The sequence below is a fragment of the Kribbella flavida DSM 17836 genome (assembly GCF_000024345.1).
GTDB lineage: Bacteria > Actinomycetota > Actinomycetes > Propionibacteriales > Kribbellaceae > Kribbella > Kribbella flavida.
In genome coordinates, this window is the sequence record NC_013729.1 from 850,361 (window position 1) to 874,382 (window position 24,022).

The window sequence follows — 24,022 nt, forward strand, 5'->3', positions numbered from 1 at the left end:
AGGGTCCGGCGACGGAACCGTTAGCCGGACCGCTGTCAAGGCGATGGCGGCAATTTCCCGGCGACGTAGTGGCATGATCTTGTGGCAGTAGGTCATTTCTGCCACTGTTCGCCGGCCTGTCCGCTCCGGCACGCTGAAGGCTCCACGAGATCAAGGAGCTCACCGATGTCAGCAGTTCTGCAGACCCCGCCCGCCGCTGCCCAGACCGCCGCCGCGCACTTCGCCGGGCGACTGGCGTTCGAGACCGATCCGTCGGACGTCGCCGCCGACATCGGCGCCGGGGTGACCGGCTGGGTGTTGGTCGACAGCCGCAGCCAGGAGAGCTGGGACCAGGGCCACGTTCCCGGCGCTCTCCACCTGCCGACCCGGGAGATCGCGGCCCGCGCCGCGTCCGTCGTACCGGCCGGCGCGGCGGTCGTCACCTACTGCTGGGGCCCCGCCTGCAACGGCGGCACCAAGGCCGCCCTGGAGTTCGCCAAGCTCGGCTACCCGGTCAAGGAGATGATCGGCGGCTTCGAGTACTGGACCCGCGAAGGCCTCCCGGTCGAAACCTCCGAAGGCATCACCCGCCGCCCGGTGGATCCCCTCGTGGCCCCACGCAACGTCGCCTGCGCCTGCTGACCGCAACGGCGTCCGCGAACGAAGACGGCAACGGGTTGTCTCTGAACGTGGACAATGTCAGACTGTCTTCGTTCGGAGACAATGAGGGGTGCCCGGGTGGCTGATGTCGTCATTCCAGACTGGACCAAGCTCGGATCGACTTTGCGCGCCGCACGTTCCCGTCAACGGCTGACCCAAGAGCAGGTGGCCGAACGCGCCGGAGTCTCCCGGTCGTGGCTGGCCAGAGTTGAATCCGGCCATCGCGCCGCTGAGTTCCAGCAGGTCCTGCGCCTGGTGAACGCGCTCGGCATGACTGTGGTTCTGCGCGACAGAGAACAAGGCGCCGAGGAGTCCGCTGCCGCATTCGAGGCCGACGACGTGCTGAAGTCTTATGCCGCCGCGCACGAGGACATCGCCGAACAGCGGCGCCGCTCCTGGGGCGCTCCCTCGGAGACCGGCGATGCCTGACCGGCTCGCCGTTCTCTTGTACGGCGTGGTGGTCGGGCAGCTCGAGCGAGCCGACGAGCGGTCTCCGACGACTTTCACCTATGCCGAGAACTACGTCCGGACCGGCGAGGTCGCTCTGTCAGCTCGTCTGCCGATCGCCAGTTCGACGTGGCCGCCGTCGAGAACTGAGCCGTACCTTCGCGGCCTGCTGCCCGAGAATGCGGCGACGCTGGGGTTGTGGTCATCGCGGTTGGGGACCTCCCCCGACGATCTGTTCGGCATTCTCGCGGCGATGGGCTGGGACTGCCCGGGGGCAGTTCAGTTCAGCGCCCTGGACAAGGTCGACGAGTTGCTCAGTCGCTCGGGCGAGTACGAGCTGCTGTCCGAGTTCGACATCGGGCAGCGGCTCCGTGACCTCGCCGTGCGCCCCGCCTCCTGGACGATGCCCGACGAGCACTGGTCGTTGGGTGGTCAGCAGGAGAAGTTCGCGCTGGCTCGGATCGACGGCCGGTGGCATGCGGCGCATGGTTCGGCGGCCACCACACACATCGTCAAACCGGGCATTCCGGTGCTGTTCCACCAGGCGCTGGTGGAACACGCCACGATGGCAGCCGCGACCGCGCTCGGAGTGGATGTTGCGGCGAGCCAGTTGCTGCGCTTCGACGACCAGTGGGCGATCGTCGTCGAGCGCTTCGACCGGACACCGAATTCGGACGGCACCGTCACGCGGATCCACCAAGAGGACTTCTGCCAAGCGCTCGGCAGGATGCCGGAGAACAAGTACGAATCGCGAGGAGGCCCCGGCGCGCGGGACATGGTGCGTTTGCTGAAGAGAGAGTCGACCGTACTGCGGGACGACCTGCTGGCGCTCGCCGACTTCATGATCGTCAACTTGGTCGCCGGCGCTCCGGACGGGCACGCCAAGAACATCTCGCTCTTGCGGTCGGCGGGCCGGACCTGGGTGGCGCCGCTCTACGACCTCGCCACCGGTCTGGCCTACGACAGTGACCAGGTCGAACGCACTGTTGCGCTTTCGGTGGGAGGTGAGCGCCATCCAGCCCGGATCTTCTCCGAGCAGTGGGACAAGGCCGCCAAGATCCTGGGCTTGGATCGTGAGTTGCTGCGCGGACGGGTCGGCAACCTTGCGTCGTCCTTCCCGCAGGCTTTCGCCGACGCCCTGAAGGTTCTCGCGGACGTGCCCGGTGCCGCCGAGGTTGCGGGTCGCAGTCTGCCCGCAGTTCAGGCGCATTGCGACCTCCTGCTCAGCCGCCTGTAACTGCGAGCCCCGGGGCGGTCAGCGCGTGGCGAGGTAGTCGGCGTTGCCGCGGATGGACGCTTCGTAGCGCTTGATCTCCGGGGTGTCGATCCGGTCGGCGATGACCAGGAGCAAGGTGGCGAGGGCCTTGTCGTGGCGGCCGGCGGCGTTCAGGGTCAGGGCCTTGAAGACGCGCAGCGCGTCCGACTCCGGGAACTCCTGGCATGCCTTGGCGAAGAGCTCCAGCGACTCGTCGAGCCGGCCGAGGTTGCGCAGCGTGCTGCCGTACTGCAGCAGGCAGCGTCGCTTGGTGTCCCCGGTCAGCCCGGGCAGCGCGCGTTCGTAGTACTCGAGCGCCTTCTCCTCCTGCCCGTCGGTGTCGTACGAACCGCCGACCTCGTACAGCACGTAGGGGTTGCCGGGATGCTGCCGCAGCAGGTCCTCGAAGAAGTCGATCGTCGGCTTCATGTTCGCCCGGTCCCGGCGCGCGAACCCCGCCTCGATCGTCGCCGCCAGCTCAGGCGTCAGCTCGTTGCTCACACCATCCATCATGCCGTAGGCCGGAACCCGTCACTTCGGCGTACAGTCCGTTGCCCCGTCGCGCCGGTCGTGGTTGGGTGTCTTACTTCTGCGCGGCCGGATTCGTGGCTTTTCCGTCCAGCCACAACGTGTCCGACTCGTCGCGGTGCACGCCGTCGGTGCCGACGTGCTTGGTGCTGATTTTCGGGCCGTTCTTGATCACGTGCACCAGCGCCATCGCGTGCCCGCGGCCGAGGTCGTAGTCCTGCTTCAGCCAGTCCGCCACCACGCCCGCCTTGGTGTCCGGTCCGGCGAAGCCGCGCTCGGCGGCCAGCTCGACCAGCTGCCGCGGGGTGAGCCCGGTCTTGTCCTCGATCTTGTCCAAGTAGGCCTGGAACGACATCTTCGTCACCTCTCGCTCAGTGGGCAGCCTCCCTGCCTCACCCCTGCGTCGAACACCCGGCGGCGTTCTCGACATCCGGCCGGACAGAAATTTCTCGACCTCCGGCCGGGCAGAATCTGACCATGAGCCACGAGGTCACCGAACTCCGCCTGGTCGTCACCGCGCCCGACTACTCCGAAGCCGTCGCCTTCTACCGCGACGTGCTCGGTCTGCCCGAACGCGCGGCCTTCTCCTCCGAGGACGGCCACGTCACCATTCTCGAGGCGGGCCGCGCCACCCTCGAGATCACCGACCCGAACCACGCCGCGTACATCGACCAGGTCGAGGTCGGCCGCCGCGTCGCCGGGCAGTTCCGGGTCGCGCTCCAGGTCACCGACGCCACCGGCACCACCCACACTCTCACCGAGGCCGGCGCCTCCCTCGTCGCCGCCCCCACCCGCACCCCCTGGAACTCGCTCAACGCCCGCCTCGAAACCCCCGGCGGCATCCAGCTCACCCTCTTCGAAGAACTCGGCGACTGACCCCTCGTGCGTCGCCCCCGCCGCCGCTAAAGTGACGCGCGTCAGGTCACCGGCAGGGAGGAACCGAACCATGCGCTGGGGAAAGAACAAAGGACAGGACCCGGCACAAGGCGGCTACCAATCAGGCCGCAAGGCCAAACGAGCCCCCGGCTCCGGCGGCGGCCTGCGCGACGACGGCAAGGTGGTCAACCCCCGCGGCCGAGTCATCGCCGACTACAGCAAACGCACCCCCCGCCAGGGCAACGAACACGGCGTCTGACCGAACTCGTACGGCGGCCGACTCTTGCGGCCGCCGACTTCTTCGTCCGTGTTAGGGTCTGGGGACGCGGTAGCGCAGGTGGGTGGCGTCGCGCCTTCCAGTTGGCGGATCAGTTGCAGCTCGATGTGGCCGCCGGCTCGGGGCTCGAACAGGCGACGGCCTTCACCCAGCAGGACCTGCACCAGGTGATTTTCGGTTCGTCCAGCTCGCCGGCCTCGAGCAGTGATGTCGCCGCGCCGCCGCCGTGCACCATCACCGCGCGACCGCCGGCCGCCGCCCGGGCATCCGCCGCGCACGCGGTGAAGTCGGTGGAGAACTTCGTAGCCGCGGCCAACTCGTCGCCTCGTCGGGACCTTGCGTCAGGACATGGATCGGTACGCCGTCGTGGTGGTCGCCGTTCCATCGTCCGGTGAGCTCGAACGTCCGCGCCCGGAGAGCAGCGCCTCGGTCGCCAGCGCCTCGCCGTACACCTGCCCGTTCACCCCCCGGGGCCCATCCGGTCGTCGAGCCAGTTGAACAACCGGCCCCGTTCCGGCCGAGCTTCTGCCCCGCCCGGTCGTCGGGCCCGGCGATGTAGCCGCCCAGGGACATCGACATGGGCAGCCTAGCCGGCTCTCCACCGCCTCTCGATCCGAGTTGGCGTGAACTGCTCCAGTACAGCCGCCTGCGCTTTCACGTTGCGCAGTCTTCGGCAAGCTAGCGTCACTCGATCAGAACCTATTGACTTTCGATCGATACTGAGCGATCTTCAATGCATGGACACGCTGCCCAGGACTCTGTCGACCCTTGTCGCCCGCCATCCGGCCGAAGCGGTGCTGCGCCGAGTGCTGCACGAACCAGCCGGCGTGGCCGACGCCGACCGCGAACACTTCGCGACCTGCCCCCAGTGCCTCGACCGGCTCGCCGCCTTGCGCGCGAACCACGCGAACGAGCCAGGCCCAACCGCGCGGCGTACGAGGACCAGCTCGCGCTCCGTACTCCGCCGCCCGCTCGTGGCCGCTCTGGCAGTCGCCGCCGTCATCGCTGGCGCCAGTACTGCGGCCGCCAACGACTGGCTGCCGATCTTCCGCACCGAGCAGGTCGCGCCGGTCAGCATCAGTGCCGCGGACCTGGTCGCCCTGCCCGACCTCCGTTCGTACGGCGAAGTCGCGGTCACGGGCGCCGACGGCCTGCGCGAGGTCTCCGACGCGAGGACCGCCGCCGCGCGGACCGGACTCGCCGTGCCGCAGGTCGCCAAGCTGCCCCAAGGTGTCAGCGGTGACCCCGTCTACCAGGTGGGCGGCAAGGTGAGCGTAACTTTCACCTTCTCCGCCGACCGCGCCGCCCAGGCAGCCGAGCAGGCGGGGGAGAAGCTGCCTGCGCCGCCGCCCGGCCTCGACGGCAGCAAGGTCCGCCTGGACGCCGGCCCAGGCGTCGCGCAGCTCTGGAGCTCCTCCTCCGGTGCGCCCGCCCTGCTCGTCGGCCGTGCGGTGGCGCCGTCGGCGTTCTCGTCGGGCATCGAGTTCGAGACCGCCCGCGACTACCTGCTGTCGTTGCCGGGTCTGCCGAAGGACGTCGCGGACAAGCTGCGGACCTTCAGCGCCGACGGTTCGACGCTCCCGCTGCCCGTGCCGGCCGACCAGGTTGCCACGTCGCAGGCGAAGGTCAACGGCAAGCAGGCCACCGTCCTGACCACCCGCGACCGCGCGATCTCCGCTGTCGTCTGGGTCGACAAGGGCATGGTCACCGCGGTCGCCGGCTCCCTGGACAAGAACGAGGTCCTGTCGATCGCCCGGAGCCTCCGCTGAACCCCGCCGGCCGCAGTACCGTCGACGCCGTTGCTGTCAGCAACGTTGCTGACGAGCTCGACACCCCCGACGGACGGACGGAAGCAGCACGGTTGATCGCCGGCCTGCCGCCCGGACCGGCGGTCTGGTGCTCGGGCCTGCACAAGCGCTACGGCAAGCGGACCGCCGTCGAGGACGTCTCGCTGGAGGTCGGGCGCGGCGAGATCGTCGGCCTGCTCGGCCCGAACGGCGCCGGCAAGACCACGGTGATCAAGATGCTGCTCGGCCTGGTCCGCCCCGACGCCGGCGAGGTGCTGCTGCTCGGCCGCCCTGCCACCGATCCGGCCGCCCGGGTTGCCGTCGGCTACCTGCCGGAACTCTTCCGCTACCAGCCCTGGCTCACCGCGGCGGAGGTGCTGACCCTGCACGTACGACTCGCGGGCCTCGCCGTCCCGAAGCAGGAGCAGCTCGACTGCCTGGACCTCGTCGGCCTCGGCGAGCGCGCCGGTGACCGTGTCGGCGGCTTCTCGAAAGGCATGCAGCAACGCCTCGGCCTCGCCGTCGCCCTGGTTGCCCGTCCGCAGTTCGTCATCCTGGACGAACCGACCAGCGCCCTGGATCCGCTCGGCCGCGCCGACGTCCGCGACATCGTCCTGGACCTGAAGTCGCGCGGTGTCGCGGTCCTGCTCAACTCGCACCTGATCGGCGAGGTGGAACGCGTCTGCGACCGCGTCGTCATCCTCGACCGGGGCCGCGTCGCCACCGCGGGCACCCTCACCGAACTGCTCGGCCAGCGCGAGCTCCGGCTGCACCTGACCGCGCTGTCCCCGGCCGCCGATGCGTTGCTCGTGGCAACTGGTGTCGTTGAGCGAGCGGGCGACTTCTACACCGTCCTGCTGCCCGCTGACGACGACGGCAGCTCCGTCCCCGCCCTGATCAGCGAGCTGGTTGCCCTCGACGTGCAGGTCCACGCGGTCGAACCCGCCCGGATCAGCCTCGAGGAACGCCTGCTCGGCATCTTGCGCACCGGCCAGTCAGGAGTCGATCGATGAGCACGGCCCGAACAGTCCTCACCGTCACCGCCCTCACCCTGCGCGAGGCGTCCCGCGGACGGGTGCTGCTCGCCCTCGGCGCTCTCACCGTTGTCCTGCTCGCCCTCAGCGCCTGGGGCTTCTCCCGCCTGGCCGCCGAGTCGGGCGGCACGCTCACCAGCGGCGAAGCCCGGCTGACAGCGTCCATCCTGCTCAATCTGGTGATGTTCGGCTTCAGCCTGATCGCGGCGCTCGGCACCGCCTTCCTCACCGGCCCCACCCTGGCCGGCGAGACCGAGTCCGGCATCGCGCTTTCCGTCCTGGCCCGCCCCGTCCGCCGATCCGCTTTCCTGCTGGGCAAATGGCTGGGACTGGTTGCCTTCGGCAGCGGGTTCGGCGCACTGGCGGGACTGGCTCAGTGCCTCGTCGTCTGGGCGACAGTCGGCTACTGGCCTCCCAACCCGGCCGCAGCTCTGGCCCTGCTGGCCGCCCAAACCACTGTCCTGCTGACCCTCGCCGTGCTGCTCTCCACCGCCATCTCCCCGATGGCCTCCGGAGTAGTTGCCGTAGGCCTCTTCGGCACCACGTGGGTGGCCGGCGTCGTGGGCGGCCTGGGAGCCTCCCTCGGCAACGAGGCCGTGGCCCGTGTCGGCACTGTGTCCCGCATGCTGCTGCCCACCGACGGCCTGTGGCGCGGCGCCATGCACGGCTTCCAGGACCCTTCGGCCCTGGTCCAGTTCGGAGGGCCCGACTCCCAGGCCTTTCCCTTCCTCAGCGTGGCCTCCTTGACCCCGGCCTATCTCGCCTGGGCCGCGCTCTGGACCGCGATGATCGGGACCTTGGCCGCCCTCTCCTACACCCGCAAGGACCTCTGAGACCTGCTCCGCCCCGCAGGAATCCGGATGCGGGGCGCAGGGCAGGTGCTTTAACCTGGTGAACGTGATGCAGCAACTCCTGTTCCTCTGAGGGACGACGCCTCCACCGGTACTGCGAACCGCAGTACCGGAATTCGTCCTTCCTGCTCATCACCTCTCGCTGGAGGCAGTTCCTTCATGCCGTCCCACCTTCCGTCCGCGCCGGTGCGCGCGGCGCACGTTCGTCTGTCCGACCTCCACCTCTCCTTCGGCCGGCGGCCCGTGCTCGCCGGAGTCGACCTCGTCGCCGCCGCGGGGGACCGCGTCGCCGTCGTCGGCGAGAACGGCCGCGGCAAGACCACCCTGCTCCGGGTCCTCGCCGGCGACCTGCCGGTCGACCGGGGCGAAGTCCATCGCGCCGGCTCCGTCGGCGTCGCCGATCAGCAGATCCCGCTCGGCTCCACCGACACGGTCGGCGACCTGATCGATCTCGAACTGGCCGCCGTGCGGGCAGCGCTGGCACGCCTGGACGCCGCCACCAGCGCACTCGCTGAGGGCTTCCCCGGGGCGGACGACGCCTACGCCGACGCGCTCACGGACGCCGAGGCGCTCGACGCCTGGGACGCCGACCGACGGGTCGACGTCTCGCTGGCCGCCTTGAACGCCGTTGACGACCGGTCTCGCCCGCTCGGCACCCTGTCCGTCGGGCAGCGTCATCGGGTCCGACTGGCCTGCCTGCTGGGCGCCGGCCACTCGATCCTGCTGCTCGACGAACCGACCAACCACCTCGACGCCAGCGGACTTGATCACCTCACCGAGCAGCTGCGCGCCCACCCGGGCGTCGTCGTCCTGGTCAGCCACGATCGGGCCCTGCTGGCCGACGTCGCCACCACCGTGATCGACCTGGACCCGTCCAGCGACAACCGTCCGCGGGTCTACGGCGGCGGCTACGCGTCGTACGTCGAGGGTCGCCAAGCCGAGCGGGCCCGCTGGGAGGCGTCGTACGCCGAGCAGCTGGCCGAGCGTCAACGCCTCGCCGACGACCTGTCCACCGCCCAGAACCGCCTGCGCGACAGCTGGCGTCCCGCCAAGGGGCACGGCAAACACAGCCGCGCGACCCGCGCTCCAGGCCTGGTCCGGGCCGTCCACCGACGCCAGGAGGAACTGGCTGCGCACGTCATCGCCGTCCCGCCTCCGCCAACCCGCTTCACGATGCCCGAGCTGCCCAAGTACCGCGGCGCGACCGCGCTACGGGCCACCGGGGTCACCGTCGCGGGAAGACTCCAGCGCCCAGTGGACCTGACACTGGACGCCGGAGACCGCTTGGTGATCACCGGCCCGAACGGCGCGGGCAAGTCCACGCTGCTGTCCGTCCTCGCCGGCAACCTGGAGCCGAGCACCGGGACGGTCATCCGCCCACGATCGGTACGCATCGGCCGCCTGGGACAAGAGTCGGAGCAACCAGGGACCCGCACGGCGACCGACCTGTACGACGTACAGCTGGCTCAGTCGGGGGAATCAGGCCCATCCCTGGCCGACCTGGGACTGCTCGGTAGCTACGACCGGCACCGCCCGGTCGCTGACTTGTCCGTCGGTGCGCGCCGACGCCTCGACCTGGCTCTGGTCCTGGCGGCGCTGCCGCATGTCCTCCTGCTCGATGAGCCGACAAATCACCTGTCAGCCACGCTCGTCGACGAACTGACCGCCGCACTCGGCTCCACCCCAGCCGCGGTGGTGATCGCCACCCACGACCGGCAACTGCTGCGCGACACGAGGGCCTGGCCCCGCCTGGCGCTCTGAACCCCGCGGCGACATGTCGTTGCCGTGACTCCTTTCGGGCGTCACAGCCGGCATGTCGCCGCCGAGGTTGACCTGGCCCTGACCGGCTCGATCTCGTGGGACGGCTCGAACGGGTCAGTCGAGCATCCGCCGCAGGAATCCCTTGTGGACCTCGCTGGCCCGCTGCTGCTCGCCTGCGAAGGCGCTGACGATCACCAGCGCACCCGTCACCGCCGGCACCGCCCACTGCATGACCGCCAGCCGCCGCTGCGCCGCCGCGACATCACTCGGCGTAGTCGCTGCGGGCTCGGTCCCGGACTCCGCCGGCACGTCGGTCTGGGCCGACACCTTCTTCCCCAGCGCCCGGCTGTACGCCGTGGCCCCCAGCGCGACGACCGTCAGCGCCGTCTTCACCAGCACCATCGACGCCACCCCGCGCTGCCCCGACACTCGCGGAGCATTGCCCGCCAACTGCCCGACCGACCCCACCAGGTGAGAACCGATCGCAGCGGCGTTGACCGGCGTCCACCGATCCCACCCGACGTTGGCCACAGCCCCCGTCCCACGATCACTGTCGGCCTGGGAGGCCGCGGCGTTCAATGCGACCGCGTTCGCCAACGTCCCCCCGAACCAAGCCGCCAGTCCCACATCATGCATCGACCGAGCCAACGTATTCCGAGCCATCAGAGTCTCCTTCGTAGAGCACGTCCGACGGCGGTACCCCTCAACAGCCCCCGTAACCGCGATCGCTCCGGCCAGTACGACGCGACGTCGGCCGGGCTACGCCTGCTTGTGACCGACGAGGTACAGATGGGGCAGGTCCTCGGGTGGTTCCGGAAGCGGGGTCAAGAGGTCGTCCGGGCTGGCCACGTAGCTGTCGACCCATCCGGTGTCGGCCATCAGGGACAGGACCCGGTCGACGGGGACGACGATGTTCGTCATGGTGGTCTCGAACCGGTCGTACCGGCCGTCCGCGGCCTGGACGACGCCCGAGATGCGGTAGAAGCCCAAGCCCGCGGCCTCGTTCAGCGCACCCCGGAACAGCAGGATGGCTTCCTCGGTATCGCGGATCTGGACCTTGTTCATCCCGCGCAGCCCCTCGACGGTGGCGATGTCGAAGGCGAACAACCCGCCAGGGGCCGTCGCGCGGTAGACGCAGCCGAGGTACGCCGCGACCCGGTCGAGGTCGTCCAGGTGGTTCGGGATGTCGTAGGTCGACACGACGACGGGGAACTGCTCGTCCATGGTGAAGTCCGCGGCGTCCGCCTCGTACAGTGCCGGGCCGTCCCCGAGCCTGGCCCGGGCCAGCGCCAGCATGGCCGGCGAGCGGTCGATGCCGGTGACGCCGAAACCGGCCTGCAGGAAGTGTTCGGCCACGATGCCCGTGCCGCAGCCGACGTCCAGGACCCGGCGGGCCTGCGGCGCGGCACTCCGGACGAGCTTCAGCAGCGCCTTCGCCGACTTGTTCGGGTACGGGTGCCAGAAGCGGTCGTAGGCCTGGGCGAAACCTTCGACGTATCCCTCGTTCATGACTGGACTCCAGGGTGTGGGCGGGGCGGGTGGTGCCGGACTGCGGGATGGGCGAGCGCGCCGGCTGCGGCGAGCAGCATGAGGCCGCCGAACAGCAGCAGGCCGACGGCCGGACCGAACTGGACGGCCACGTGGCCGGCGACCAGCGCTCCGGCGGGTTTCAGCGACGACGAGACCAGGTACTCGTACGAGCTGACCCGCGACAGCGCGTCCGCGGGCACCTCGGTCTGCATGATCGTGTCCCAGAGGACACCGAAGATGTCCATCGCGATGCCCGCGCCGAAGGCCGCGAGCACGACCAGGGGCAGCGGGGCGACGAAGCCGAGAGCGAGCAGCGGCAGCGCCAGCGCAGGGGTGAACAGGATCGCCACGGGCAGCGGCCGCCGCGGCTTGAACTTGATCGCGACGGCGACGCCGACCAGCATGCCGGCGGCGTAGCCGGCCAGCACCAGTGACCAGGCCATCGCGCCGCCGAGCCGGTCTCTGGCCAGGACCGGGCCGAGCACCCCCAGAGCGGCCGTCGATGCCGCGTTGATCACCCCCGCCGCCGCCACGGTGGACCACAGCCAGGGACGGCTCGCGAACTCGCGCCAGCCGACGCGGAGATCGCCGCGCAGGTCGCGGCGGTTCGCGCGGACCGAGGCCGGCAACCGGAGCGCACTCAACAGGCCGGCGGCGACGAGGTAGGTCGCGGCGTCGAACGCCAGTGCCACACCCGGCCCGAGCCAAGCCACGGTCGCCCCGGCGGCGACCACACCGCTGATCCGAGCCGAGTTCGTGCCGAGTCTCAGCAACCCGTTGGCCTTCTGCAGCGAGTCGCCCGGCACTGTCTCGACGACCGCGCCGGTCAGTGAGGGCAGGAGCAGAGCGGATGCCGCGCCGGCGACAAAGGCGGCCGCGCACAGCATCACGATCGGGGCCCACCCGGTCAGGATCATCGCCGCCAAGCCGGCGTACGCCGTACCGGACAGCAGCTCGGCGCTCACCAGCACGCGATACCTGGAGAACCGGTCGCCGACCACCCCGCCCAGCAGCAACAGTCCGAGCTGAGGAACACCTTGCGCCGCCAGCACCACGCCGAGCGTCGTGGGGGTGGTGCCCGGCAGCGCAAGTACCCCGAACGCCAGGGCGATCGGGCCGAACGCGTTGCCGAGCACCGACACCGTCCGGGCGCTGAAGAACAGCCAGAACCGGGCCGGCACCGTCCTACTCGCGGTCAGGCCGGCCACGGGGCAGCCATCGATCGACAGGTACGCCGCCGTCCAGCACGGTGATCTCGACCTTGCTGCGCATCAGGTTGCGAGCCAGCGGGCAGACGTGTCCAGGCAGCAGCCGGCCGTCAGCCGGCACCGCGATCACCTCAGGAGCCCAGGGCTGGCCGCAGTCGTCGAGCAGCTCGGCATGCTCGGTCGCGACGCTGATGGCGACGTCCGCGACGTCGCAGGCGCCGGCCGCGGCGAGTCCGCCGTCCAGGGTCGCGTACGCGCCGGCCACGATCTCGGTGATGCCCTCGACCTCCAGCGCTCCGGAAGCGGTCGGGGTGCCGCCGATGCTGACCACGGGGCAGTCGATACCTTCCGCCCGGATCGATGCCGCGGCCGCGACCAGCTGCTCGGCGTACCGCCGTCCGAGCGTCGCGCAGTCGGCGATGTCCGCCACCGTCTCCGGCCCGTGGTATCCCGTCACACCGTCCAGGCGTACGCCGGCGGTCTCGTGGGCCAGGCGGGCCAGCGGAAGAACATCGGCCGCGGGGGTGTGGCGCAGATCGATCCGGACGCCGACCTGGGTGCTCGCCGCGGCCGCCAGCCGGGCCGTTCCGGTGATCGTCTCCGCGCTGTCGACATGAATGCCGAAACGCTCGATCTCCTGGGCGGCTCCGACGTACAGCTTCCAGCGCCAGTCCTCCCGCCACGGCCACGCGACGACGACGTCGGTCACCCCGGCCGCGGCGAGTTCGCGCGCCGCCTCCACGGTGTGCACGGACGCACCCACCGCCCCGGCCGCGACCTGCCGACTCATCAGCTCGACCGTGCGATGCGCCTTGAGATGCGCTCGGGTCACCCGTCCCGCAGCCTCCACCTGTTGATGGAACCGGCGGATGTTTCGATCGAGCCGCCGTACGTCGACGGCCACCGGCAGTACAGGCATCGGTCCTCGCACACACTCCACGGCTGCAACGGATCCCGCTGCAGCGACGACGCGCCCGACACCACACAGGCATCGGGCGCACCGTACTTTTCGGATGTTCGGGCGGTCAGCTCTCTTCTGGCGGGTCGATGCAGCGCATGACGCTCCCTCCCTTGCTCCGTGGGGCGGAGCATCGGAGTCTAGGCGACCGAACTCGCCGCCGTAAGACCTCGCGGTCCTCGGTTTCAAATTAGCTACAGATGCGAATCTGTCGCAGGTAGAGTCGTTCGAATGGAGCTCACCACAGTCACGGGAACTGATGCCCTGCTGCATGCCGACCGCCTGGACGAGCTGTACCGCGACGTGTTCGGCGCGCCTCCGTGGAACGAAAAACCGGCCGAGCTCGACGCCTTCGCCGGGCGGCTGGAGGAGAACGCCGCCCGGCCCGGCTTCCGGCTCGTCACCGCGGTCGTCGGCGGCACGGTGCGCGGATTCGGCGCCGGGTGGCCGACGGTGGCGCCGTTTCGCCGTGATCGCGCCTACGGCACGGTCTTCGACGAACTCGGCGCGGACCAGGTCGACCGCCACCTCGTCGGCGCCTTCGAGGTCGACGAACTGGCGGTACATCCCGCGAGCCAAGGCCTCGGCATCGGACGTGCCGTGCTGACCACCTTGTGCGCCGGTGAGCCGTCCTGGCTGCTCACGTCGCACCAGGCCGTGGACACCGTGGCGTTCTACCGCCGCGTCGGCTGGCAGGAGCTGCCGTCCCAGGTCCCGGAGCCGCGGCTGGCGGTGTTCGTCAGTCCCAGGGCTGCCGGACAAGACGTGGGGTAGCCCGCGCGCTCGATGTCTGGCCGTGCATTGCTGAACGATACTTGGGCGGTGGTGACAACCCCTCGCCCGATCGTCGACGCGGTGGTGCGGTCGGTCTGCGGCCGCGCCGTCGAGCGCCTCGTTCCCCTCGCCGGTGGCGGGCTGAACGAGACCTACCGCGCCGAGTTCGCCGGCGATGTCGCTGTGGTCGTCCGGATCGCGCGTCGGCCCACGCCGTGGTTCATCGACGAGGCGCACCTCATGGCGCAGGCGGCCGCAGCAGGCGTACCGACAGCCCAGGTACTCGGCCTCGAGCACCTGGACCACGACGGCGAGCCGCTGTCGTTCTCGATCCAGCAGTTCCTACCGGGCCGGTCGCTCGAAGAGCTCAGCGGCGAACTGCCCGCCTTTGCTCTCGAGCGGGTGGTCGCGGAGGCCGGTGAAATCCTGGCACGTGTGCACAGCGTGGTCCCGGACGACCAGCGGGGCATCCAGCACGAGCTGCGGTTGCCCGACGAGCACGAAGTCGCCCGGGTCGCACGCATCGTCGCGACGGCACTCGGCCCGGCGGCGGCCGCGGTCGTCGAGCGTGGCGCCAACTTCCTGCGCCAAGAGGTGACGACCCGGACGGCGCCCCCGATCTCGCTCGTGCACGGCGACTTCTGCCCGAAAAACCTGCTGATCCACGACGGGACGGTCGCCGGTTTCATCGACTGGGAGTTCGCCGGCCCCGCTTCGCCGGCCTACGACTTCGCGCAATGGGAGGTCGATGCCGGCGAACCCTTGCACGACCGAGTGGACCTGGTACGCCGCGGGTACGCACGGGTCGCTGATCCCGGGACGGCCGACGCCGGGTGGACGCCGGCCTTCGCGGTCGACTGGTCACTCGAGAAGCTCGGCTGGACGAACCCCGCTGCACCGGCACAGTTCCGGCGCTGCGTGGACGTGATCGCCCGCTACACGGTCTGTTGACCATCGCAGAGCACTCACTCGCCAACCTGCTGACGAATAGATGCCTTACGCAATCATCAACTCATGTTCTGCTCTCCACGCCGCGGCGCGGGCGACTGCCTCCGTCGGCGTCAGCGGGGTGCTGCGTCGGTTGTGCAGTGGTAGCTGTGTGTGGGGCGTTGGCCGGTGGTGAGGAAGGTGGTGACGGCGTGTTTGGCGCACTGGTTCTTGCCGGCAGGGTAGACGCCGTGGCCGCCTTGGTCGGCGGTGACCATGGTGGCACGGTGGCCGAAGGCCCGCAGGAGTTTGTGGGCGCCGGCCAGTGGGGTGGCGGGGTCGCGGAGGTTTTGCACCAGCAGCACGTTCGCGGGGCCTTGGTCGGTGATGCGGACCGGGGGTTGGGTGGGTTCGGGCCAGAACGCGCAGGGCTGGATGTTGGCGCCGGCCGCGCCGAACAGGGGGTAGCGGATCCGGTCGATGGCGACGTTGCGCTGGTAGGTGTGGACCGAGCGTGGCCAGCGGGAGTCGTTGCAGATGATGTAGTAGCGGGCCGAGATCAGGTTGTCCGCGTCCTGGCCGGCGGTGGTGGCGGTGGTGGTGCCGGCGGGGACCGGTGGTTCCTGGCCGGCGTTCACGGCGCGCCAGATGCCGGCCAGGGTGGGGAACTGCTGCCCGCCGTACATGAAGACGAACGTCAGCAGCCGGAAGGTGGAGCCGTCGATGGTCTGGAGCGGTTTGGTGTCCAGGCGCGCGGCGAGTTGGAAGTATTTCGCGGTGACCTGGGCCGGTGTGCGGCCCAGGCCGTACTCGCGGTGGTTGGCTGCGGCGTACTTGGCGAAGTCGGGGAACCGGTCGGCGAAACCGCGCGCGAACAGGCGGTCGTTGGGGTAGTCCCAGCCGTCGGGGCCGACGTTGCTGTCGAGCACGATCCGGTCGCTGCGGTGCGGGAACAGCGTGGTGTAGACCGCGCCGAGGTGGGTGCCCCAGGAAGCACCGGCGAAGGAGATCTTCGCCTCTCCCAGCGCGACCCGGATCCGGTCCATGTCGCGGGCGGTGTTCGCGGTGCTGGTGTGGGGCAGCATCCAGGCCGTCTTCGACGCAGCGCACTGCTGGGCGATCTGCTTGACCTGCGCGGCCCGCTTGGTGACGTCGGCCGCGTGGCGCGCGTACGGCGGAACGTTGCCCGCGGCCTGCTGCTCCACGCTCAGGTCACAGGTCACCGGCGTACTGCGGCCCATGCCACGCGGGTCCATCCCGATCACGTCGTAGCTGTCGCGCACACTCTGCGGCAGACCCATCGCGACCAGAAACGCCGGATAGTTCTGCCCCGGAGACGGCCCACCAGGATTGGTCAGCAACACCCCCCGCCGCTTCTCGGGCTTGGTGCTGGCCAACCGCGACACGGCGATGTCGATCATCCGGCCATCAGGCTTACGGTAATCCAACGGCACCTTCACCGTGCCGCACTGCATCCCCTCCGGAAGCGGCACCGGAGAAATCTCCGCCGGACACTTACTCCACTGGATACCACCCGACGGTGATGCTTGCGTGGCTGCTCGACCTGCCTGCGACGCAGCCGGGACCAGGGCGGTCGCCAGCGACGCAACGGCGATGGTCAGTGGAACTGTACGTCTCATGTTCTCCTCCGAAGAGTGCTGCGGGACAAATCGTTGTCAATGGCAATGGAAGCGACTTGCGGCTCACGACCTGTGCTCAGGTGGGCGGCCGCACGGCGGCCGCGATCACCACGTTGTTGACGACGGTTGCGGTCACGGTGCGGGTCACGGCCTCGGCGGCCGCTCCGGCGCCCCAGTTCCCCCGCTCGAGCTCCTTGGCGCGCGAGATGACCGCGGAGTTCCAGGGGATCTCGCGGTGGAACTGGGGCAGCGTGCCGCTACCCGAGATCAGGGCTGCCAGCGCGGCGACGCGGGCAGTCGGCTCGCCGCCGTCCACGAGCGCGCCCCGTACGGCGGCGAGCAGTTCGGCCCGTCGCCCGTTGCCGCCCTCTTGCAGCGCTGTCGTGGTGAACACGAGCAACGTCTTGCGCTGAACCTGTGTGAGGTCACCGCGGTCGATCAGACGCTGGAGCAACGGCTGACGCAACGCTGGGCCGATCGCCGCGAGAACGGTCTGGACCCGGCGCTGCTTCTCGTCGATGTAGTCCCAGGCCGAACGCAGGGCAGGATCGGCCGGGGGTTCGTTCCCGGCCGTCGCCAGCTTGCCTCCGGACGATTCGTCCACGGTCACGTGTCCCTGCAGCGCGAGGTCGGCGAGCACTGCTCCTCCGAGCGCGTAGAACAGCGTGTTCTCGCCCGCGATGGTGCCGGAGCTGGGCTGGAAGAGCAGGAGCAGGAGGTCCTCGGCCAGGGTCGGCTCGTCGTACTGGGTCATGGTCGTCCTCGATGGGTCGATGGGTTCATGAAGGGAGCGCAGGTGACCTCCGGCTCGCTGGACTCAGCGGCGCGGCTCCCACTGGAAGTACTTCAGCGCCAGAGCGGCCGAGACGGCCACCCAGCCCAGCGTCGGTGCGACGAGAAGCAGGACGTCGCCGCCGGGCACTCCGCCGTCCCACGCCCGGGTGAGGAGCTCGGTGGCCGCGCCGCCGGGAAGCAGGCGCTTCAGGGCGGTGAGCTGCTCGGGGCCGGTGATCGCGACCCAGTTCACGATCGCGATCACGCCCAGACTGATCGGCAGCGTTGTCACCTGCGCATGCTCGGGGGAGCGGGTCACGCCTGCCGTCGCCAGCCCCAAGCCGAGCATCATGGCGACCACGAGCAGCGAGCCGAACACCACCAGCACGAGATCACTGGGCCGGTCGGTCACGACCGCGAGTACGACGAGGACCAGGGTCGTCTGGATCACCGCCAGGACCGTGCCCGGCAGGACCATGCCGACCAGGATCCCGGCGTCGCCGGCCGAGGTCGACCGCAGTCGCTTGAGGAACAGGTTCTGCCGGCGTGCGGCCAAGGAGGTCACGGCGCCGGCGTACAGCCCGAAGGCAGCGATGGTGAAGACCACCAGGGCGGCGATGAACCCGTGGCCGAGGCTCGCGAAGATCTCGCGGCGCCAGATGAAGAACGCGCTGGCTGCCACCGGCATGAAGAAGCTGGTGATCAGCACCGATCGGTTGCGGAAGGTCTGAGCGAGTTCGCTCAGCGCGATGTCGAACATGTCGATCCTTGTCTGCGAGAAGCTGGTCAGCCGCGCTCGATCGACCGGAAGATGTCGTCGAGCCGGGTCGGGCCGGCTTCCAGTTCGGTCAGCGGCGCCGAGGAGCTGTGGGCCCAGTTGAGCAGGGTGCGAAGGTCCTGCTCGAGGTCGAAGGTCTCGACGCGGTAGCCGCCGTGGTCGTGCCTGGTCACCTGCAACGGTGGGGCCGGCGCGTCGTCGGGGAGCCGGAAGTGGATCACGGCCGGCAGGGTGTTGGTGAGCTCGGCAACGGTTCCCTCGCGGTGGAACTCGCCCTTGTGCATGAGGCCGATCCGGTCGGCCCGCTGCTGGGCCTCCTCGAGGTAGTGCGTGGTGAGTACGACGGTCGAGCCGTCCTCACGCAGGCGGTCGACGGCGTCCCAGAGCGCGTCGCGGGACTGGATGTCCAGCCCGGTCGTGGGCTCGTCGAGGAAAATGAGCTCCGGGGCGCCGTACACGGCGGTGGCGAAGTCCAGTCGCCGCTTCTCGCCGCCCGACAGCTGGGAGACCCGGGTCGTCGCCTTGTGCTGCAGTTCGGCGACCGTCAGCACCCGCTCGACGTTGTCGGTACGCCGGGACAACCGGCCGATCAGGTGCACCGTCTCCCGGACCGTGAGGTCGGGGGAGAAGCCGCTCTCCTGCAGCATGATGCCCATCCGGGGCCGGGTCTGGTTCCGGTTCCGCGGGCTGCGGCCGAAGACGCGCACCGAGCCCGAGGTCGCCGCGCGATGCCCTTCGATCACCTCCAGCGTGGAGGTCTTGCCCGCTCCGTTGGTGCCGAGCAAGGCGTACAGCTCGCCCTGGCGGACCTCGAACGAGAGATCGCGTACGGCGTGGAAGTCGCCGTACGCGAGGTTGAGTCCTTCGACTTCGATCACTGCGGTGGAGGACATGTCTCCATCTCAGCCCACGGACCCGGGTGGCCACAGTGGCGTCGCGTCACCACCTGATGTGAGGTGTGTCAGGCAACGAAGGTGACACCACGTCACTTGCGGGCGGCCCTACAGCCAGTCGTGCTCCCGGGCGTAGCGGGCGGCCTCGTGCCGGCTCTTGGCCTGCGTCTTGCGCATGGCGTTGGACAGGTAGTTCCGGACGGTGCCTTCGGCAAGGAACAGGCGGGTCGCGATGTCGGCCACCGAGTACCCTTCGCTGGTCAGTCGCAGCGCGTCGAGCTCGCGGTCGGTCAGCGGGTTGTCGTCGATGACGGCACGCGCGGACACCTCCGGATCGATCCAGCGCTTACCCCCGTGCAGGAGTCCGATCACCGAGGCGATGTGGGCCGGCTCCGCGGACTTGCTGACGAATCCCTGGATCCCGAGCTTCAGCGCACGCCGCAGTACGCCCGGCTTCGCATGGCGGGTCAGCATCAGCACCACCTGCTGCGGGCGTGCCCGCCGGATCGCCGCCACGGCGTCCAGTCCGTCGGTGCCCGGCATCTCCAGGTCGATGACGAGTACGTCGGGCCCGTGGCGCAACGTCGCCTGCACCGCGTCCGCACCGTCGGTGGCCTCGGCGACGACCTGGATTTGGCCCTCCATCGGCAACAGCTTTGCCAGCGCCTTGCGCAGCAGCGCCTCGTCGTCGGCCAGCACGATCGTGATCATCTCGGCGACCTGCCTTCTGTGCTGACGAACAACACCGCCGTACGAAACTCCTGGCCGTGTTGTTCGACGACGAGAGTGCCGCCGCCGTCCACGACGCGCTCTCGCAGCCCGGCCAGGCCGCGGAGCTCGGGAATCCGGTCGTGATCGGCGCCGTCGTTGGTGATCTCCATCCCGGCCGCGCCGAGCTCGATCCGGACCTGCCCGGCCTGTGCGTGCCGCAGGATGTTGGTCGTGGTCTCGCGAAGCACCTGGCTCAACAGGTCGCTCCACGCCGGATCCGGCTCGCCGTCCCGTGCGATCACGACCTTGGCGCCGGCCGCTTCGAGCAGGTTCTTCGCGTTCTCGAGCTCGGCCTGGAGATTGAGCCGGCGCTCACCGTACGCGAGCGCCTTGGTCTGGCCGATCGTGTCGACGACCAGCGCGTGGATCTCGCGGAGCTCCTGCTCGGCCTGGACCGGGTCCGACCGGAGGATCTTCTGGGCCAGCGCCGCCTTCAGCTTGACCACGTGCAACGTATGCCCCTGGATGTCGTGCAGATCGCCGGCGAACCGGACCCGCTCGCGCATCACCGCCAACTCCGCCTCCCGCTCCCGGGAGTCCTCCAGGTCCCGCACGACGTCGTAGAAGGTGTGGTTCGGAAACCTCAACCCCACCACGACCGCCGTGAGCGCCGCCGGCACGATGACAAAACCGATCAGGTCACTGCGAAACTCGTCCGGGGCGAGCCACAGCTTGGCCGACCCCACCACGGCGACGAAGACCACCAGCGCCACCCCTGCGGTGAGGCGGAACCGCCGCAGCTCCGGCACGACAAGCGGACCGACGATGAGCAGACCGATGAACGAACCTCCGCTGTCGGCCACCGCCGCCCCGAAGAACCAAACGGCGCCGCCGATCAGCAGGCACGGCACGGCGACGGTCATCACCTTGCCGTCGGCCCACCGCACGAAGCCCACCACCCCGGCCACCACACCGACGCTCAGCACGATCGCGTGCCACCAATTCTGAGCTTCCAGCGCGACGTGCAGCACGCCACCAGCGGCGACGATCGGCAGCAGCATGAACAGGTTCAGCCGCCGCAGCCTCACCTTGGATCCTTGCGCACGGTGCTCGGACGTCACGGCGTAAGTGCTCTCTTTCCGGCGCGAACGAACCGACCCGGACAGCTCCGGTCCGCCTGCCACGATGCCAGCACCACCAGGTCCATGGTCACCGCCAGTATGTCGTCGTTGCGCCAGGCAAACTAGTGACATGGTGTCATCTACCGCCTGGCCCGCGTTTGGACGGTACGCCGAACCACAGCAGCGGCCGATCCGTGCCGCCGGGGCCACGGCCCAGATCGATGCTCAGGCCGGCGAACACGAGAGCGAACAGTTCCAGGGGGTCGGTGACGGCCGGAGATAGTCGATGATGTCGCCCGTAGACCGGGTCGATCCCGCCGTACACGTGGGACTCGCAGTACTTGACTGCGCAGGGCTTGACACTGCCTCTGGGCTCACGCTCGGGGTCGATCTCGGGATGTCAGAACTGACGAGGCCTACATGCATGTGTAAGCCGAGACGAAGTCAGACCGGCGAGAACTCGTCGGCCGTCGTCTCCCTGATTTCCACTGATCCAACCTGCAGTTCGAACTCTCCCCGCAGTGACCGGCCGCGGGCGGACAGGATGATGCCTGTCTCAAGATCGCGAGTGATTGCGGTGGACCTCCCACCTTCGGTACTGAGCGTGAGTCCGGTCGTGGGTCGATCAAGGTACGGTCCAGTTGGAACGGATGCAGACTCGCTGCGAGCGTCGTACCAGGCGCGGAAGGCGTCGAGACTCGCGAGAGCCCGTGCCTCGGCGCCAGTGTCACGAGGTACGAGAGTGGGTTCGTCGTCGTGGCGGACAATCCTGACCTGGCCATCGGTGTCAGTGAACGCGGATAGCAGAGCGGTCTCCAACCAGATCAGCCGGTCCGCGGCGTCCCGGACGCACACGCTGCTCGCTCCGACCAGGAGTCGTAGCCTTCGAGGGGCATGCATCAACTCGCCGACGCCAGCCACGTCGGCGATCAACGTCTTGCGGGGCTCGACGGTCTCGGGTGAGGGGACCGTCGAACCCATGCTCCAGTCAAAAGTGCTCATTCATTACCCGATACACAGTCTCACCCCGGCAGAGTAGCCGGTCCTGGTGGTCTGGACGCCGTCCGGCCAAGCGTTTCCGCCGAGCAGACGTAACTCGTACGGTCGTGATAGGTGCCGTAGTAGTCGAGTTTCTGAAGCTTGATGCACACCTTCTGCACCTCGAAGGCGCCGAAGCATTCTTGGCGCCCGTCGAAACCGATACCGCCGGTGATCGAATGCGGCTTGTAGGTAGCCCTTACAAGACCAGGGCAACTCCTCGGCGCCATCGGTCTTGTTGTTGCCATCGACGGGCTGTGTTCTCTGCCCGGACATGCCCCACTCGGGTCGCGGCTTCTCCTGCGAGCGGTCATGGAGACACATGCCGTGGTTGAGTCCGTCGGCCAGATTGAGGAGTGCCCTGCTACACGCTGTAGGAAGCAAGTCAGCGGCTTATCATAAGCTTTCCACTTGGTGTCGAGTCCGGCTCGGTCGTCCCGCTGAGTCTGGTGCTGGACTCCCACCTGCAGACAGCCGAAGCTTATCCAGGAATGCGTATGGGACCGATCACTTTGCCATCGACCCAGATCCGCGGCGCGTGCCGGCGTTGTGAGAAGCGATCTTCACGCTGCCGATGAGGGGCCGTCTGTGCTCGTCGGCGTCGCGCTTGTCGAACTTGACGACGTTGCTCTCCGGATCGGCTTCGGCGAGCTTCTCGGCGTCAGGCCCAGCCGGGATGACTCTGTGAGATCGCGTCGACGCTTCGGGATGGGTCAACGCCGGCGTGCACGCGCGCTCTGACGGTCCCCGCTCGGCAGCGCGTCGATCCCGCCGCTTGCGACCATTTGCTTTGGCGGTGAGGCCGATCCTGGGCACTGTTGCGTCACGAACCGTGTCATGCCGCGAGTCCGAGCGGTGGCAGCAGGCTCGTTGGAATCGCCCTCTGACCTGCGGTTTTGGTAGGCCCCGTGGGACTCGAACCCAAAACCCGCGGAAACTGACAAGAATACGCTCATCGTTTGTCATCAATTGCCAAATCTACCCGTGACCTGGGGATTCGCCGCGCCGGCCTTCTCATCGGTAACCATCCTCAGCCAGCATCTTTCGTTCATTCTGCTGAGTAAAGGCGAACAACTCAGGACTGTCGGGACCAATCGCTTGCCTGCGAACGTATTCTCCGATCGCGGGACCACAGCCGCAAGCGAAGCAGGGTGCGGCGATGGCGTCCGTAGGGCAACAGGTTCGAAGCGCGAACAGTGTCAACTGCCAGAACCTCGCCAACCCTGTCCGTGATCGAGGCTTCATCTCTCAGAATGTGCTCGCGCAACTCCGGAATCTGGTCGACGGGCTCACACTCTTCCGACCATCCGATCCGAACGAGCCCTCCCCTTTTAGGTATCGCGCAAGAGATGGTCGTTCAGGATTTCATCAGTTCGGCTAACTGGTTGCCGGTTCGACGCTAGGCTCGGCCGTTGAGAGTGAACTCGACAGTGGTCCGGACTTGAACCTCTCTGAGAAACGTCGGTCCTTCGGCCGCCACAGGTACATCCCGAAACAGAGCGATTGGGCCGCTACCCCCTGGATCTCTTTCCGCTTCGACTCTCCCGGCCTCATGGACCGCGCATACGTCGCTCCGAATTCTCCAAGTGTCGCGGTGGCATCGAAGATGGCGTCATCGTTCGTGCCGTTATAGACCCAGCCAGCGAAACCCAAGAATGTTGTCGCCGCTAGTCCAGAGCGCGCCGACATCGACAGTCGCCTTCTGAGCTTCGGCGGCATCCTGCTTCAGAATCTCGTCTGCATGCTGAACCCGTTCACGCCGTAACTGCTCGTTCATCGCGTTCGGCCTTTTGGTCAGCAAGCTCTTCCTGCCTGAATTCCGCCTCAGTTCGACGATGTCGCTCCTCACTCTGGAACGCTGCAACGGCAAACAAGACCGCGCGATCGTGCCGAGTCCGCCAACCCAGGTACCAGTTGCTTCGATTGCACCCAACCTGGGCTCACATCTTGTGCGAAGACAGCCGGTAAGACTGCCAAACAGCCATCCGAGACCGAGGCCGGCAGCTAAGCCAAGCAACATCCAACCGGCCGTTCTCAGGCGGCGGGCTGAAGAGGCCCTGGGGCTCCGCCCCCGCCGAGTCTTCTCACGTTGCATCCGAGCCCTCCAGAGGGGAGTTGGACGACGCCTGCTTCACGCCTGCCCCGCGTTGCGTGGGGGTCAGCACGCCCTATTCTGGCGAGATCGTTCTCATGAGCCGGAAGTGGGCCAAGGCAT

General features: G+C 68.6%; 26 protein-coding genes. 11 read left to right on the top strand and 15 right to left on the bottom strand.

The annotated features are described in order from the left end of the window. Nucleotides 1-165: 165 nt before the first annotated feature. From KFLA_RS03925 to KFLA_RS03935, 3 genes are all read left to right on the top strand, one after another. Complete coding sequence (locus tag KFLA_RS03925; RefSeq protein WP_041289133.1) at nt 166-621, top strand: rhodanese-like domain-containing protein; 456 nt, start codon at nt 166-168, stop codon at nt 619-621. Between the two features lie 96 nt (nt 622-717). Next, a complete protein-coding gene (locus tag KFLA_RS03930) occupies nt 718-1,068 on the top strand; it encodes a helix-turn-helix domain-containing protein (RefSeq protein WP_012918463.1) in 351 nt (116 codons plus the stop codon). Continuing rightward, complete coding sequence (locus tag KFLA_RS03935; RefSeq protein ID WP_012918464.1) at nt 1,061-2,323, top strand: type II toxin-antitoxin system HipA family toxin; 1,263 nt, start codon at nt 1,061-1,063, stop codon at nt 2,321-2,323. Before KFLA_RS03930 ends, KFLA_RS03935 begins: the two co-directional genes overlap by 8 nt. 18 nt (nt 2,324-2,341) lie before the next feature. On the opposite strand, the gene KFLA_RS03940 is transcribed toward KFLA_RS03935, so the two are convergent. Together KFLA_RS03940 and KFLA_RS03945 are read right to left on the bottom strand one after the other, a co-directional pair. Next, complete coding sequence (locus KFLA_RS03940; protein WP_041289769.1) at nt 2,342-2,851, bottom strand: tetratricopeptide repeat protein; 510 nt, start codon at nt 2,849-2,851, stop codon at nt 2,342-2,344. Between the two features lie 73 nt (nt 2,852-2,924). After that, nucleotides 2,925-3,224: a DUF4287 domain-containing protein gene (locus tag KFLA_RS03945; protein ID WP_012918466.1), complete on the bottom strand. Its 300-nt coding sequence runs from the start codon at nt 3,222-3,224 to the stop codon at nt 2,925-2,927. A gap of 122 nt (nt 3,225-3,346) precedes the next feature. Between KFLA_RS03945 and KFLA_RS03950 the strand changes: the two genes are divergently transcribed. Continuing rightward, nucleotides 3,347-3,745, top strand: a complete 399-nt coding sequence (locus KFLA_RS03950) for a VOC family protein (RefSeq protein WP_012918467.1) — start codon at nt 3,347-3,349, stop codon at nt 3,743-3,745. Between the two features lie 70 nt (nt 3,746-3,815). Beyond that, complete coding sequence (locus KFLA_RS03955) at nt 3,816-4,004, top strand: hypothetical protein (RefSeq protein ID WP_012918468.1); 189 nt, start codon at nt 3,816-3,818, stop codon at nt 4,002-4,004. 109 nt (nt 4,005-4,113) lie between these two features. Here the strand turns inward: KFLA_RS03955 and KFLA_RS38660 are convergent, their stop codons facing one another. Further along, nucleotides 4,114-4,338, bottom strand: a complete 225-nt coding sequence (locus KFLA_RS38660) for a hypothetical protein (RefSeq protein ID WP_237706720.1) — start codon at nt 4,336-4,338, stop codon at nt 4,114-4,116. Nucleotides 4,339-4,759: 421 nt separating this feature from the next. On the opposite strand from KFLA_RS38660, the gene KFLA_RS03965 reads away from it, so the two are divergent. The 4 genes from KFLA_RS03965 (at nt 4,760) to KFLA_RS03980 (ending at nt 9,455) form a co-directional block, all read left to right on the top strand. Continuing rightward, nucleotides 4,760-5,791, top strand: a complete 1,032-nt coding sequence (locus KFLA_RS03965) for a hypothetical protein (RefSeq protein WP_012918469.1) — start codon at nt 4,760-4,762, stop codon at nt 5,789-5,791. A 92-nt stretch (nt 5,792-5,883) separates the two neighbouring features. Next, nucleotides 5,884-6,822, top strand: coding sequence for an ABC transporter ATP-binding protein (locus tag KFLA_RS03970; protein WP_012918470.1), 939 nt, complete (start codon nt 5,884-5,886; stop codon nt 6,820-6,822). Further along, complete coding sequence (locus KFLA_RS03975; protein WP_012918471.1) at nt 6,819-7,676, top strand: ABC transporter permease; 858 nt, start codon at nt 6,819-6,821, stop codon at nt 7,674-7,676. Before KFLA_RS03970 ends, KFLA_RS03975 begins: the two co-directional genes overlap by 4 nt. A 177-nt stretch (nt 7,677-7,853) precedes the next feature. Then, on the top strand, nt 7,854-9,455 hold the full coding sequence (locus KFLA_RS03980) for an ABC-F family ATP-binding cassette domain-containing protein (protein WP_012918472.1): 1,602 nt from the start codon (nt 7,854-7,856) through the stop codon (nt 9,453-9,455). Between the two features lie 114 nt (nt 9,456-9,569). Here KFLA_RS03980 and KFLA_RS03985 read toward each other — a convergent pair whose 3' ends face one another. The 4 genes from KFLA_RS03985 to KFLA_RS04000 form a co-directional block, all read right to left on the bottom strand. After that, nucleotides 9,570-9,884: a hypothetical protein gene (locus KFLA_RS03985; protein WP_237706721.1), complete on the bottom strand. Its 315-nt coding sequence runs from the start codon at nt 9,882-9,884 to the stop codon at nt 9,570-9,572. A 330-nt stretch (nt 9,885-10,214) separates the two neighbouring features. Next, entirely contained in the window at nt 10,215-10,964 is a 750-nt protein-coding gene (locus KFLA_RS03990) for a class I SAM-dependent DNA methyltransferase (protein WP_012918474.1), read from the bottom strand. Then, on the bottom strand, nt 10,961-12,193 hold the full coding sequence (locus tag KFLA_RS03995) for an MFS transporter (RefSeq protein WP_237706722.1): 1,233 nt from the start codon (nt 12,191-12,193) through the stop codon (nt 10,961-10,963). Before KFLA_RS03995 ends, KFLA_RS03990 begins: the two co-directional genes overlap by 4 nt. Beyond that, nucleotides 12,171-13,112, bottom strand: a complete 942-nt coding sequence (locus KFLA_RS04000) for an alanine racemase (protein WP_012918476.1) — start codon at nt 13,110-13,112, stop codon at nt 12,171-12,173. Before KFLA_RS04000 ends, KFLA_RS03995 begins: the two co-directional genes overlap by 23 nt. A gap of 270 nt (nt 13,113-13,382) precedes the next feature. Here KFLA_RS04000 and KFLA_RS04005 point away from each other — a divergent pair, with 270 nt between their 5' ends. Continuing rightward, nucleotides 13,383-13,925, top strand: a complete 543-nt coding sequence (locus KFLA_RS04005) for a GNAT family N-acetyltransferase (protein ID WP_012918477.1) — start codon at nt 13,383-13,385, stop codon at nt 13,923-13,925. Nucleotides 13,926-13,973: 48 nt separating this feature from the next. After that, nucleotides 13,974-14,876, top strand: coding sequence for a phosphotransferase family protein (locus tag KFLA_RS04010; RefSeq protein WP_148256537.1), 903 nt, complete (start codon nt 13,974-13,976; stop codon nt 14,874-14,876). Nucleotides 14,877-14,986: 110 nt separating this feature from the next. Here the strand turns inward: KFLA_RS04010 and KFLA_RS04015 are convergent, their stop codons facing one another. The 8 genes from KFLA_RS04015 to KFLA_RS37220 form a co-directional block, all read right to left on the bottom strand. Then, nucleotides 14,987-16,273 carry an alpha/beta hydrolase gene (locus tag KFLA_RS04015; protein WP_237706723.1) on the bottom strand — a complete coding sequence of 429 codons (1,287 nt, stop codon included), beginning with the start codon at nt 16,271-16,273 and terminating at the stop codon, nt 14,987-14,989. A gap of 295 nt (nt 16,274-16,568) precedes the next feature. After that, nucleotides 16,569-17,246 (bottom strand): GOLPH3/VPS74 family protein, encoded by a 678-nt coding sequence (locus KFLA_RS04020; protein WP_012918480.1) that lies wholly within the window; start codon nt 17,244-17,246, stop codon nt 16,569-16,571. A 63-nt stretch (nt 17,247-17,309) separates the two neighbouring features. Next, nucleotides 17,310-18,026, bottom strand: coding sequence for an ABC transporter permease (locus tag KFLA_RS04025; protein WP_012918481.1), 717 nt, complete (start codon nt 18,024-18,026; stop codon nt 17,310-17,312). A 26-nt stretch (nt 18,027-18,052) separates the two neighbouring features. Further along, a complete protein-coding gene (locus KFLA_RS04030; protein ID WP_012918482.1) occupies nt 18,053-18,937 on the bottom strand; it encodes an ABC transporter ATP-binding protein in 885 nt (294 codons plus the stop codon). 108 nt (nt 18,938-19,045) lie between these two features. Beyond that, nucleotides 19,046-19,648, bottom strand: coding sequence for a response regulator transcription factor (locus KFLA_RS04035; protein WP_012918483.1), 603 nt, complete (start codon nt 19,646-19,648; stop codon nt 19,046-19,048). Continuing rightward, nucleotides 19,645-20,736: a sensor histidine kinase gene (locus tag KFLA_RS04040; protein ID WP_012918484.1), complete on the bottom strand. Its 1,092-nt coding sequence runs from the start codon at nt 20,734-20,736 to the stop codon at nt 19,645-19,647. The genes KFLA_RS04035 and KFLA_RS04040 overlap by 4 nt, the downstream gene beginning before the upstream one ends. A 477-nt stretch (nt 20,737-21,213) precedes the next feature. After that, nucleotides 21,214-21,771, bottom strand: a complete 558-nt coding sequence (locus tag KFLA_RS04045) for a hypothetical protein (RefSeq protein ID WP_148256539.1) — start codon at nt 21,769-21,771, stop codon at nt 21,214-21,216. 1,663 nt (nt 21,772-23,434) lie between these two features. Continuing rightward, nucleotides 23,435-23,656, bottom strand: a complete 222-nt coding sequence (locus KFLA_RS37220; protein ID WP_148256540.1) for a hypothetical protein — start codon at nt 23,654-23,656, stop codon at nt 23,435-23,437. Nucleotides 23,657-24,022 lie beyond the last annotated feature (366 nt).

What these genes read in the sequence shown, in the direction of transcription:
- KFLA_RS03925 (WP_041289133.1), top strand. Translation starts at nt 166, where the DNA reads ATGTCAGCAGTTCTGCAGACCCCGCCCGCCGCTGCCCAGACCGCCGCC.
- KFLA_RS03935 (WP_012918464.1), top strand. Translation starts at nt 1,061, where the DNA reads ATGCCTGACCGGCTCGCCGTTCTCTTGTACGGCGTGGTGGTCGGGCAG.
- KFLA_RS03940 (WP_041289769.1), bottom strand. Translation starts at nt 2,851, where the DNA reads ATGGATGGTGTGAGCAACGAGCTGACGCCTGAGCTGGCGGCGACGATC.
- KFLA_RS03945 (WP_012918466.1), bottom strand. Translation starts at nt 3,224, where the DNA reads ATGTCGTTCCAGGCCTACTTGGACAAGATCGAGGACAAGACCGGGCTC.
- KFLA_RS03950 (WP_012918467.1), top strand. Translation starts at nt 3,347, where the DNA reads ATGAGCCACGAGGTCACCGAACTCCGCCTGGTCGTCACCGCGCCCGAC.
- KFLA_RS03955 (WP_012918468.1), top strand. Translation starts at nt 3,816, where the DNA reads ATGCGCTGGGGAAAGAACAAAGGACAGGACCCGGCACAAGGCGGCTAC.
- KFLA_RS03965 (WP_012918469.1), top strand. Translation starts at nt 4,760, where the DNA reads ATGGACACGCTGCCCAGGACTCTGTCGACCCTTGTCGCCCGCCATCCG.
- KFLA_RS03975 (WP_012918471.1), top strand. Translation starts at nt 6,819, where the DNA reads ATGAGCACGGCCCGAACAGTCCTCACCGTCACCGCCCTCACCCTGCGC.
- KFLA_RS03980 (WP_012918472.1), top strand. Translation starts at nt 7,854, where the DNA reads ATGCCGTCCCACCTTCCGTCCGCGCCGGTGCGCGCGGCGCACGTTCGT.
- KFLA_RS03990 (WP_012918474.1), bottom strand. Translation starts at nt 10,964, where the DNA reads ATGAACGAGGGATACGTCGAAGGTTTCGCCCAGGCCTACGACCGCTTC.
- KFLA_RS04000 (WP_012918476.1), bottom strand. Translation starts at nt 13,112, where the DNA reads ATGCCTGTACTGCCGGTGGCCGTCGACGTACGGCGGCTCGATCGAAAC.
- KFLA_RS04005 (WP_012918477.1), top strand. Translation starts at nt 13,383, where the DNA reads ATGGAGCTCACCACAGTCACGGGAACTGATGCCCTGCTGCATGCCGAC.
- KFLA_RS04015 (WP_237706723.1), bottom strand. Translation starts at nt 16,273, where the DNA reads ATGATCGACATCGCCGTGTCGCGGTTGGCCAGCACCAAGCCCGAGAAG.
- KFLA_RS04020 (WP_012918480.1), bottom strand. Translation starts at nt 17,246, where the DNA reads ATGACCCAGTACGACGAGCCGACCCTGGCCGAGGACCTCCTGCTCCTG.
- KFLA_RS04025 (WP_012918481.1), bottom strand. Translation starts at nt 18,026, where the DNA reads ATGTTCGACATCGCGCTGAGCGAACTCGCTCAGACCTTCCGCAACCGA.
- KFLA_RS04030 (WP_012918482.1), bottom strand. Translation starts at nt 18,937, where the DNA reads ATGTCCTCCACCGCAGTGATCGAAGTCGAAGGACTCAACCTCGCGTAC.
- KFLA_RS04035 (WP_012918483.1), bottom strand. Translation starts at nt 19,648, where the DNA reads ATGATCACGATCGTGCTGGCCGACGACGAGGCGCTGCTGCGCAAGGCG.
- KFLA_RS04045 (WP_148256539.1), bottom strand. Translation starts at nt 21,771, where the DNA reads ATGAGCACTTTTGACTGGAGCATGGGTTCGACGGTCCCCTCACCCGAG.